This is a genomic window from Bacillus sp. mrc49 (assembly GCF_002803435.1).
In genome coordinates this window covers 1-12,021 of the sequence record NZ_PHNG01000787.1, presented here as the reverse complement: position 1 = coordinate 12,021, position 12,021 = coordinate 1, and the positions used below count along the sequence as shown (strand labels likewise).

9 protein-coding genes are annotated in these 12,021 nt (G+C 48.7%); all 9 read left to right on the top strand.

Annotated elements, in window-relative coordinates; genetic code table 11:
* Window positions 1-1,138, top strand: a 1,138-nt coding sequence (locus CVN76_RS24890; RefSeq protein WP_100533459.1) for a chlorohydrolase family protein, incomplete at its 5' end; no start/stop codon positions are given.
* A 100-nt stretch (window positions 1,139-1,238) separates the two neighbouring features.
* Window positions 1,239-2,804: a glutathione ABC transporter substrate-binding protein gene (locus CVN76_RS24885; protein ID WP_061140869.1), complete on the top strand. Its 1,566-nt coding sequence runs from the start codon at window positions 1,239-1,241 to the stop codon at window positions 2,802-2,804.
* A 541-nt stretch (window positions 2,805-3,345) separates the two neighbouring features.
* Entirely contained in the window at window positions 3,346-4,593 is a 1,248-nt protein-coding gene (locus CVN76_RS24880) for an amidohydrolase family protein (protein WP_100533458.1), read from the top strand.
* A 24-nt stretch (window positions 4,594-4,617) separates the two neighbouring features.
* A complete protein-coding gene (locus CVN76_RS24875) occupies window positions 4,618-5,862 on the top strand; it encodes an amidohydrolase (protein WP_100533457.1) in 1,245 nt (414 codons plus the stop codon).
* A gap of 28 nt (window positions 5,863-5,890) precedes the next feature.
* A complete protein-coding gene (locus CVN76_RS24870) occupies window positions 5,891-7,144 on the top strand; it encodes an amidohydrolase (protein ID WP_100533456.1) in 1,254 nt (417 codons plus the stop codon).
* 452 nt (window positions 7,145-7,596) lie between these two features.
* Window positions 7,597-8,892 (top strand): uracil/xanthine transporter, encoded by a 1,296-nt coding sequence (locus tag CVN76_RS24865; RefSeq protein ID WP_100533455.1) that lies wholly within the window; start codon window positions 7,597-7,599, stop codon window positions 8,890-8,892.
* A gap of 248 nt (window positions 8,893-9,140) precedes the next feature.
* A complete protein-coding gene (locus CVN76_RS24860) occupies window positions 9,141-9,407 on the top strand; it encodes a heterocycloanthracin/sonorensin family bacteriocin (RefSeq protein WP_100533454.1) in 267 nt (88 codons plus the stop codon).
* Between the two features lie 140 nt (window positions 9,408-9,547).
* The gene (locus CVN76_RS24855; RefSeq protein WP_100533453.1) at window positions 9,548-11,497 is read left to right on the top strand and encodes a putative thiazole-containing bacteriocin maturation protein; all 1,950 of its coding nucleotides are present in this window, start codon (window positions 9,548-9,550) and stop codon (window positions 11,495-11,497) included.
* Window positions 11,494-12,021 (top strand): TOMM precursor leader peptide-binding protein (locus CVN76_RS24850; RefSeq protein WP_157805793.1); only part of this gene is annotated, 528 nt, incomplete at its 3' end. The genes CVN76_RS24855 and CVN76_RS24850, both read left to right, overlap by 4 nt.

Below are 12,021 nucleotides of genomic sequence, written 5' to 3'. Positions count from 1 at the left end.
GACGGCGATGCCGATTACCTCCGTTTTTTATAAAAGCTGGGCCGAAACCTATGAGGAGTTGGCAGCTGCGGCAGAACATGCAGCTGGATTGGGGCTAAGGATTTACTTGGGGCCAAGCTTCCAATCCGGGATCAGGGTCGTCCAGCCTAACGGCAAGGTAAAACTGCACTGGGATGAAAAGGCCGGTGAAGCTGGATTACGAAGGGCGGTCGAGTTTGTCGAAACGTTCGATGGAGCCTATGATGGCCTGATAAGAGGGATGCTTGCCCCAGAACGTGTAGAGTGCCAAACAGCAAATAGTTTAAATCAGACAAAATACTATAGCGATAAATTGGGTGTACCGATCAAGCTTCATGCTGCCCAGGGGAGTTTTGAATTCGAGACGATATGGGAAGCTCATCACGTGACACCGATTCAATACTTGTACGATCTTGGTTTCCTCGGTCCAAGAACGGGTATTCCTCACGCCCATTATATTTCAGGATACAGCCGAGCGAAATATGGCCAGAGTGATGACTTGGCGCTTCTCAAGGAAACGAAGACAACGGTGATTCATTGCCCGCTGATCATCGGCAGGCATGGCGAGGCGCTGGAATCCTTCGCTGAATATAAAAGGGCAGAAATCAATATAGCCCTTGGAACGGATACATTCCCTCCAGATATGTTCCAGAACGTAAGGGTAGGCAGCATGCTTTCACGAATGGCGGAAAGTGAAGTGGAAGGCTCCGCGTATGCCGACTTGTTTCGGTCCGCGACTCTTGGTGGAGCCGCTTTTCTTGGCAGGGATGATTTAGGCCGGATTGCACCAGGGGCAAAGGCCGATATCATTGCGGTCAGCCTGGACAGCTACCATATGGGTGTCATCGATGACCCCATCCGAACCATGTTTATAAGCGGCACCGGGAAGGACGTTACCTTATCCATCATCAATGGGAAGATCGTCATGAAAGATCAAATGATCCCCGGCCTTGATTTGAAAGAGATGAATAATAAGGCGCAAAAATATTTCAATAGGATGAGAAGCGGATATATGGAGAGGGATTATCAGAAACATCCTGAGCAACAGCTATTTAAGCCCTCATTTAAGATGGTAGAATCAGTTGGTCCCCAATCAGGAATAGTGAGAGAAAAGAAGTAAAGAAAGTGCAAAATATAGGAAATATTTTCACGATAAATAGTCAGAATATTTCCTATAATTAGATAAATGTACAAAAAAAGAAATTGGGAGGTCATGGTCCATGGCAGGTAATCTTGGCATAGGAAGGCTTATTCTAGTCATGTTCATCGGATTGATCATTACAGGCTGTTCTTCTAACAATGGCGTAAGCGAAACGGCAAATGATTCGAGCGTCGCATCAAAGGAAGGGGGGACATTGGTCATTGCCCGTTTATCGGATGCTGAAAATCTGGATCAGCAGTTCATGTCCACGATTAATGCTGCCAGTGTCACGCACCATAAGATCTATGAAGGACTGGTGCAGCGGGATAAAAATGGCGAGATACAGCCTATGCTCGCAAAATCGTGGAAGCAAAAAGATGACACCACTTGGGAATTCAAGCTAAGGGAAGATGTAACGTTTCATGATGGTACACCATTCAATGCAGATGCAGTAAAAAAGACGTTCAATCGATTATTGGATCCGGCGGTTGCCTCTCCCAGAGCGGTCGTATTTGAAATGGTGAAAGAAGTGAAGGCGGTTGATGAATATACCGTGCAATTCATACTTAAGGAGCCATTTTCCCCGCTGCTTTCAATCTTGGCGAATCACGAAGGGGGAATCATCAGCCCGAAAACGATCGAGAAGTATGGCAAGAAAATTATCCAGGAACCGAACGGCACAGGTCCTTTCGTATTTGATTCATGGTCCCCGGGACAGGAAATCACCTTGGTGAAGAACAAAGACTATTGGGGAAATGAGCCAAAGGTGGACAAGGTCATTTTCAAGGTCGTCCCTGAAGATTCGACGCGGATATCGATGATTGAAACCGGTGAAGCACAGATAGCGGAGCCTCTTCCGATAGCGGTCATGGATCAAGTGGAATCCTCAGCGGCAATGGATGTTTACCGCAGCGAGGGATATGGTACCGAATATTTAGGGTTCAATGTCAAGAATGAACCATTCAATGATGTCCGGGTCCGTAAAGCGATTGCCCATGCCATTGAAATGGATTCGATCATTAAAGGCGTCTTTAATAATGTCGGAGTAAAGGCGAACTCGTTGATGGGCTCTAAAGTATTTGGGTATAATGCAAGTTTGGAAGCCTATGATTATAATCTCAAAGAAGCCAAAAAGCTGATGGCCGAAGCCGGATATTCAAAAGGCTTGGACGCCACCATCCTTACAATGGATAGTAAAGAAAGAGTCAACTTGGCCGAGGTCCTGCAATCGCAACTAAAAGGAATCGGAATCCACTTGAAGGTACAGGTCATGGAGTACGGGTCGTTCGTGGAACAAGTGAATAAAGGGCAATCCGAAATGTTCATCATCAGCTGGAGAAACGCGACAGGTGATGCCGATTATAATCAATACAATCTATTTCATACGAATTCCCAGGGAGCGGCCGGCAATACGTTCTTTTACAGCAATCAAAAGGTTGACGATTTGATAGATGCGGCAAGGAAAGAAAAAGAAGAACAAAAGCGCAAGGAATTATACGCCGAGGCCCAGGAAATCGAAATGGCGGATACCCCATATATTCCGGTAAGGGTCATTGAAAACGTAGCTGCGGTCGCGAAGGATGTAAAAGGCTTCTCGATCAGCCCTTCAGGCTATCTCGAAATTAATGAAGTAACGATAAAGTGATGAAAGCAATGGGTCCGCTCCAATAAAGGCGGGCTCAGTTTGCTGATGAAAAGGTTTCTGAGATTTCTTCAGAAGCCTTTTTGTTTTAACTTGAGTACTGTGATGTGACTCTCCACGGCACTCTGGATGAAAACGAAAGAAAAATTCAGACAGTCTGCCATATAGGTGGATTTGGACATTGATCGTTTCATGCCACATTGCATGATGACAAAGAGGCAATCCCGATTGTCCACATGTAGCTGGCGAGAAACGGTACAAAAAGCATGAGAAAAGCGCAATTTTTATGAGCACCCGCCTCAAATTCGGTGCTCAGTCTAATTTGGCGAGTAAAGTCGATAAATTCGCGAATAAAGTGGCCCAGCGGAAAGGGAGCGCCTGTAGTGGAAAGGAACGGTCCAAGCCAATCCATCCAAACTTGGGGCAATTTATGCAATATGTAAAAATAACATAAAAATGAGTAAAAATTCTGAAATTATTCGATTTGCAGGAGAGCTATAATGAAAGGGACGCATGTTCAATCTGTAGTGGAAGGGTGAGTTCAATGTCACGATCGTATTGGTTGACGAATGTTCGGTTGGAAAAAGGCTTCACGTATAATGAAAATGAAGTGATCACCGGTACGGAAACCGGGAATCATCACATTAAGATTGAGAATGGGAAAATATCCGCGATTTTATCGGCTAAGGAATCTTTACCAGATCAAGACCCGCAGCATGATGCAGGGGGCCTGCTGATGGTTCCTTCGTTTAAGGAAATGCATATCCATATTGATAAAACGTACTACGGCGGGCCATGGAAGGCTTGTATGCCTGCCATAAACGGGGTGAAAACAAGGATAGAAGAAGAGCAGGCGTTACTTCCTCAGCTGTTGCCTACCGCCAAGGCAAGAGCGGAAAAAATGCTCGATTTATTATTGGGTTTCGGATCTACGCATATACGCACGCATTGTAATATAGACCCCGTAATTGGCCTGAAAAATTTAGAGGCCACCGTTCAGGCTTTGGAAGGATATAAAGATAAATTGACGTATGAAATCGTCGCCTTCCCCCAGCATGGCCTTTTACGTTCGAATTCCGTAGGGCTGATAAGGGAGGCCATGAAAAATGGGGCAAACCTGGTAGGCGGTGTCGATCCCGCCACCATTGATGAAAACATCGAGCGATCACTTGAAACGATCATGGATATTGCGGTTGAGTCGAATTCGGATATCGATGTCCATCTTCATGATCAGGATCAGCTTGGGCTGTTTACGATGCAGCGGCTCGCTTCCATGACGGAAGACGCAGGTTGGCAGGGAAGGGTGACGGTGAGTCACGCCAGCGGGTTAGCAGATCTTTCGGTTTCGGAGGCAACGAGTATAGCCGAAAGGTTTTCGGAATTGGACATCTCGATTACCTCCACTGTGCCTATCTTCAGAACGATCCCGATCCCGCTGCTCCGTGAAAAAGGAGTGAAAGTCGAACTTGGCAATGACAGCATCACGGATCATTGGACTCCATTCGGAATCGGTGACAATCTTGAAAAAGCAGGTCGCCTTGCCGAGAGGTTCCGCATGATTGAAGAACGTTCCTTGGCAAGCAGCCTGCAGCACATAACAGGCGGAAGGACGCCATTGAACCAAGAAGGAGTCAGGACATGGCCGAATGTTGGCGATGAGGCGAACATCGTCCTGCTAAAAGCAAGCTGTTCGGCAGAAGCGGTGGCTAGGAGGGCGAAGCGGGCCGCTGTCATCTTCAGGGGCAATGTCGTAAGCGGGTCGATTTCAGCTTTTGCGACGACAGGTGTTTAATCTTCTATTAAAGAGAGTGATGTAATGTATAAAGCATACTGGCTTACCAATGTTACGCTTGATAGCGGATATGTTTATGAGGATGGAAGACTGGAAGGAACGGAAACCGCATTATACAACATCCGGATAAAGGATGGGGTGATCGAAGAAATGCAAGTGGCCGAAGGCTTGCCTTTGATGACGGATCTGCCCGTACAAGATGCCACAAAGCTGCTTGCCCTTCCCCCTTTTAAAGAGATGCATAATCATCTTGATAAAACCTATTTAGGACTCCCATGGAAATCATGCACCCCGGTGCCGAATTTAACGGAACGATTGAAATTGGAAGCGGCGGAGCTGGCTGAATTGGCACGGACCGGGCAGCATCGTGCGGAACAAATGCTTCAGCTTTTGCTGCAGGGCGGCGCGACACACGTCAGAACTCATGTGAATATCGATCCGTACATTGGTTTGAAGAACTTGGAAGAAATTCAGAAAGCGTTAGATTGCTTCAAAGGCAAAATGACCCATGAAATCGTGGCTTTCCCCCAGCATGGGCTGCTCCGGACGAATTCGAACGAATTGATGAGGCAAGCGATGAAAGAGGGGGCTTCGATAGTGGGCGGCTTGGATCCTGGCGGAATCGATCAGAATATTGAAGCCTCCCTTTATGAAATGATGAACCTAGCTGTTGAGTTTGATGCGGATATTGATATCCATCTGCATGATCCGGGACATCTTGGGTTTTATACGATCAAGAAACTGGCCTCCTTGATCGATGAAGCGGGATGGAAAAACAGGGCGGCCATCAGCCATGCCTTTGCACTCGGTGATGTTTCCGTTGAAGAATCCGCCGGAATGGCGGAGGAATTAGCTAGCCTGGGGATTTCCATCATGTCTACGGTTCCGATTAACCGGGTCATGCCGCGAATCGATGTATTGCATGAAAAAGGTGTTCACGTAGCTCTTGGCTGTGATGGGTTTTATGACTCATGGTCTCCATTCGGTACAGGCGATATGCTGGAAAAGGCGGGCCGGTTGGCCGAGAGATACAAGTGGAAGGATGAGTATGCATTGTCTCAATCGCTCCAATTCATAACAGGAGGCATCAGGACACTGGACCGTGAAGGAAACCGTCTATGGCCGAAGATTGGGGATGCGGCAAGTATGGTACTGGTGGAGGCATCATGCTCTGCCGAGGCAGTGGCAAGAAGATCAAGAAGGGCAGCGGTCATTTCCAGTGGGAGTCTGATTTACGGTGGATTGAACAGGGAAACGGCCTTGGCGTAGAATTGAATGTTAAGAAGGGATGAGAGGGATGGATCATATCTTTTGGTTGAAGAATGCACGGTTGGAACGCGGTTTTCAAAAAGAGGATGGAAGAGTGACGGGGACCATTACCGGCCTATTTCATCTGCTGATCGAGGATGGAAGGATCTCGAGAATTGTCAAGGATGGAGAGCCGATTCCGGGTGATGTGCCTGTCGAGGATGCAAAAGGGTTGCTTGTGCTGCCTTCATTCATTGAAAAGCACGTACATCTTGATAAGACTTTGATGGGGGATGTATGGAGAGCGTGTACCCCTTCGTCCGGTGTCATTGAGCGCTTTGAAAATGAGAAAAAAGTGCTTCCGACCATTGCGACAAGCACACGGAAGCGTGCTGAGTCATTATTGGAAGTGCTTTTAGCTTCTGGCTCGGCGCATGTCCGGACTCATGTCGATATTTATCCGGAAGTTGGCTTGCAAAACCTGGAGCAAGTGCAACAGGCTTTGGGAACCTATTCCAACCGACTCAGCTCGGAAATCGTGGCATTTGCCCAGCACGGATTGCTGCGATCGAATTCCGTCAAGCTTGTCAGGGAGGCTTTGCGAAATGGAGCAGGAATCGTGGGGGCGGTCGATCCGGCAACGATCGATCTTGATATTGAAGCATCACTTGTGCAAATGATGGAGCTGGCAGTGGAAGCGAATGCCGATGTTGACCTGCATTTACATGATCCCGGTCACCTTGGTACGTTCACCATGAAGCGTTTGGCCGCTTTAACCAAGCAAGCAGGCTGGGAGGGCAGGGTAGCCATCAGCCACGCATTCGGCATCGGCGACGTATCCAAAGCAGAAGCTTATGACCTGGCCGACATTCTGAGGGATGCCGGAGTTTCCATAGTCACAAGCGTGCCTATCAATAGACAAATGCCGCCAGTGGATGTATTGCATGAAAGAGGCGTTGAGGTTGCTGTAGGGAATGATAATATCTTCGATGTATGGTCACCGCTGGGGAATGGTGACATCCTGGAGAGAGCTGGCAGGCTGGCCGAGCGTTTCAAATGGGTGGATGAAGTTTCCCTCGCTCAAACATTGAGGTACATAACGGGCGGAAAAACGCCGCTTGATGAACAAGGGAACCAGGTATGGCCTAAGGTTGGGGATGCGGCAAGCCTGGTGCTGGTTGACGCCAGCTGTTCTGCCGAAGCAGTTGCCAGAAGGTCTGAGCGAAGAGCGGTCATGTACAATGGAAGTATCGTTTCCGGTTCACTTAGTAAACAAAAACTGCCCATCGACGTGAAGGGCTAACCCGAAAAAGGATTTCTGGATATTTCCGGATTTCCTTTTTCGTTTTGTGTCTGGAACACATGACGGGCTTCGCTTGCCATTCGTTTCAATCTCGTGTACTTTTACGTACTTGTGTTATATGCTTGGAAAGGAATTTCTTTTTGCTTTATTGGTTAATCAGTTTTGTCCGTAATTGTCCTATATGCTGTAAACGAAATAAAATGGAAGATGATTTTACCGGGCAACGCTCTTTATATTCCAAACTAAAGGAGCTAGGCGATAGCCACCATTCTGCAAAAAGTCGGAACCGGAGCTTGCATTTTTCACGCACCGTTCCAATATTTTCTGCATGTGCACTATCATTCGGCATTCACGTTTATCAGCATGGGCATTCCCGTCGGCTTCCTTTCCGGGGAGGATCCATGTATTAGCCATAAGCTAGAAAAGTATCATGTTCAAAGGAGATGGAAGCAATGAAAAGTTGGGGTTCTTCCGTGACTCTATTTTCTTCTTTTCAATGGTTATTTTTTATTTTTGCCAATACGGTGGTCGTGCCGATATCGATCGGGGCAGCTTTTGATCTTCCCACCGATGTTACGGAAATGACGATGAGGAGCTCGCTCGTTTTCACGGGGATCGCCTGTGTGATTCAAGGGTGGAAGGGTCATAAATACCCTATCATGGAGGGGCATTCCGGACTATTGTGGGGAGTGATGCTGAACCTCGGGTTATCTGCGCCATCGATCGGCCTCAGTTATGTGGAGATAGGTGGGGGAATAGCGACTGGCCTCCTTGCGGCAGGTGTCGTGACCATGATCATTTCGGCCTTCAACCTGATTAGTTACGTCCAGAAGATTTTCACTCCAATGGTCATGACCGTTTACCTTTTTCTCCTGACCTTCCAGCTCATCTTCGTCTTCTTTAAAGGGATGTTGGGAATTACGGATGCTGGGGAAATTAACATTCCGGTCAGTTTCCTTTCAGTGGGGATTGTCTTATTAGTAAGTATATTGAAGATTAAAGGCCCAAGGACCATTAGTAATTTCTCGATTTTGATCGGTATCATCGTCGGGTGGATTTTTTATGCGTTGCTCTTTCCATCTACGGGGACCGGATCGGGGTCGGCAAGTGCTTCTTTTTCATTATTCCCGTTGGGTACGCCGAACCTGGAATTCGGCATCATAGCGATCGCCTTTTTTGCCGGCTTCCTGAATTTATGTAATACCTTCGCTTCGATCCAGGCTGCATCCGAGCTATTGGGGGAGGAAGCATCGAATAACCAATATCGCAAATCCATATTCATGACAGGCGGGTTCACCATTTTATCGCCATTGCTAGGCCTTGTTCCATATACGCCTTTCACCTCCTCCATCGGATTTCTGCAAAGCACTCAAATTTATGAGCGGAAACCCTTTTTACTGGGGGGCGTGCTGTTGACCATAATTGGACTGATCCCTCCTTTTATTTCTTTCCTGGCAACGATGCCGATTACCGTTGGGAATGCAGTGTTGTTCGTTGCGTACCTTCAATTGTTCGGCACGGCCTTCAACAGTGTCAAGGGGGAGTATTTCACTTCGGATACGATTTTCAGGCTTGCCGTACCAGTATTGATTGGCGTGAGCTTGATGAACGTACTTCCCGGAGCGTTCGCGAATATTCCATCGCTTTTGCAGCCGTTTTTAACGAATGGGCTCATCATGGGTGTCATAATATCGATCGTGCTGGAAAAAGCGGTAAACTGGAAGCGGTTTGAACAACTTCAGAACTAAGCTGTAGACTTCATTATTGAAATTCAGCATGAAAACCAGGGGGATTCCAGCCTTCTGGTTTTTTTAGCTTGGCTCCGGGAACCGGCCGTACGGCGAAAATAGGCTTTTTTATCAGTGACAATACCAACTCCCCTTACATATTTTGTTGGAGGGAGTACTTGACGTGGTTCGGATTCCCAGCCTATTACATCGTGATTTTTTCTGTAACGAAGCACTACCTTATTAATGACTATATGGAGGTTATATAAATGAACGAGTTTCAAAATCAACTTCAAATGCTGAATGTTGACGATTTTCAAGTAACCCAGCCGGTTCCATGGGAACAAAATCAACCACAGTATTCCATGGAGGATTCCCGTCTTATAGGTGTTGGCTGCTTTGGTTGTTTCTTGTGCTTTGGCTGCTTTGGCTGCGGCGGGTGCGGCGGACGTTGTGGCGGATGCGGTGGACGTTGCGGCGGGTGTGGCGGTCGTTGCGGCGGATGCGGAGGCGGAGGCCGCTGCGGCGGTCGTTGATAAAATGAGGAGGTGTCCCTGCAGAGATGTTGCAGGGACTTTTCTTTTGGTTTAGACATAAGAGACAAATTGTTATACATAGGATGAAAGTGAAGTGATAGAAGCAGAGCTTAGAAAAGCTTCGGGTCAGGAGGTGCAAAATGGTGAATGTGAGCCCTTCCATGCGATTGAAAGTGAAAAGGGACACGTTTTTTTTCCCTGAACCAAATAGAGGTGTATATTTCAGGAATAATATAAGTTCGTTCACTATGGAGGGAAGCGCGGTCGTCAAGTGGATCGAAATGCTGCTGCCGATGTTTAACGGCGATCATACGTTAGGTGAGTTGACGGATGGATTGCCTGGACCATACAGGAGCCGCGTTATGGAAATTGCCGAGGTTTTGTACAGGAATGGATTTGTTCGGGATGTAAGTCAGGACAGTCCTCATCAATTGAGCGATCAGGTTCTAAAAAACCATGCCTCCCAAATCGAGTTCCTCGAAAGTTTCGGTGACTGTGGCGCTAGCCGTTTTGAAGCTTATCGAAAGGGAAAGGCACTGGCGATCGGCTCTGGACCGCTGTTCCTTTCCTTGGTGTCCTCGCTGATGGAATCCGGTCTGCCCAAATTCCACGTGCTCATCACGGACACGGTACAAACCAATCGGGAGCGATTAAAGGAAATCGTAGCCCATGCGCGCAGCATCGATGAAGAAGTGGCGATAGAGGAGGTTGTACGAGGTAAGGATGCAAGCAAGGGCTGGCAGGAGGTCATCCAGCCATTCGATTCGGTATTATATGTATCACAAGAGGGCGATATTGAGGAATTGAGGGAACTCCATTCGGTTTGCAGGCAGGCGGGAAAGGTACTATTTCCGGCTGTGGTCCTCAATCAAATGGGCTTGGCAGGTCCGCTTGTCAGCCCACAATCCAAGGGCTGCTGGGAGGCAGCTTGGCGCCGTTTACATCAAACGGTGCTGGACGGGGATCAAGCATCCGCTTCGTATTCCTCGACGGCAGGTGCGATGCTTGCAAATGTCATGGTTTTCGAGTGGTTTAAAGAAGCCACAGGTGTCACGGCAGCAGAGCAAGATCATCAATTCTATCTGTTGGATATGGAAACTTTGGAGGGGAGCTGGCATCCGTTCCTGCCCCATCCTGGAGTGACGGGACACGGGGGCGCTAAATGGGTAAAGGATTTCGAAAAACGCCTCGGGCAAGCGTCTAGCCGGGGGAAGCCAGGTCAAATGTTCATGCTTTTTGGCAGATTGACATCCAAGCAATCGGGGATTTTCCATAGCTGGGAAGAGGGAGACCTCAAACAGCTTCCGCTGGCCCAGTGCCGCGTTCAGGTTGCCGACCCGCTGTCCGTCGGTCCGGCACTGCTTTTGCCTGATATCATCCGTTGTGAACTGACACATGAGGAAGCGAGGCGGGAGACCGGGCTTTCAGGAATAGAGGCCTATGTATCACGAACGCTCAGCCAGCATGTTGCGGCCCTTCCTCCCCTGTCTGGTTTGGATGGCATGAAGGGACCGATCGGAGTCGGAGCAGGGGAAACATTTGCTGAATGTGTATGCAGGGGATTGCAAAACTGTTTGGATGAGGAGTTCGGGAACCGGAAGTTCAACGAGGAGGCTCTTGTTTCGGTGAAGCTGACTGAGGTGGATGACGAGCGCTGCACGTATTATTTACAAGCACTGACCCGTCTGCAAGGTGAACCGATCATCGGCCTTGGCAGTGATGTGTCCGGTTTTCCAGCAGTATGGGTAGGAACGAGCGATGGCTGGTCGGGAGCTGTCGGTTTGAATGTCACGCTCGGATTGCGTGAGGCGTTGAAAAAGGCCATCATGAAGGTCCAAAATCAAACCATTTGCCTTACCGCTTCAGATTTCGCTGCATCATCCGAGCATCCGGCAGAACGCGCAGCAGAGGACCTTGTGATTCCTGCATGTGAAGGGACAGCGAGTTCCGAATTGGTACGCTCCGCGATGCAGGCAGTGGAACAGGGCGGCAAGCGGCTCTTCGTTTTCGAAGTGGAAACGGAAACTGTTTTGCAAGAAGAACTGGCAGGGGTGTTCGGGGTGTTTTTGCGAGAGGGGGAATCAGGGTGAAAACTGACGTATCGGTTGTCGGGGAAGGCGTATTGGCCGACCAGGTTCATCGGGACTTATCCGGCACATACCAGGTCCATCGCCTATCCGATTTCACGGCAGGAATTCCTAAGGACACCGCTTTGCTCCTGGTGCTGCAGGATGCCTGGGATCCCGCCGTCCATTTGAAGGCGGAAGAGCTGGCAAGGTCACAAAACATCCCTTGGCTGAGAGGGTTCGTATCGTTTGGAGAAGGTGTGGTCGGCCCGCTGGTGCGAGCGGGCATACCCGGCTGCTCCCAATGTGCCGACCTGAGGCAGCTCATGGCCGGGCGTGACCGAAAGGAAATGTGGGGCATCAAAAAGCAGCTCCTGGGAAATGGCGGGATCGGGCGGGATGCCGCAGCGTCGCGCTCAGGTCTGTTGCAGATGTCTCATTTGATTGGGGAGGAAGTAAGGAAGGCGATGAGCGGCGATCAGCCCCGTTCTGAGGGGCGGGTGGCATTCATCCATCTGAAAACGCTTAATGGGTCATGGCATTCGTTT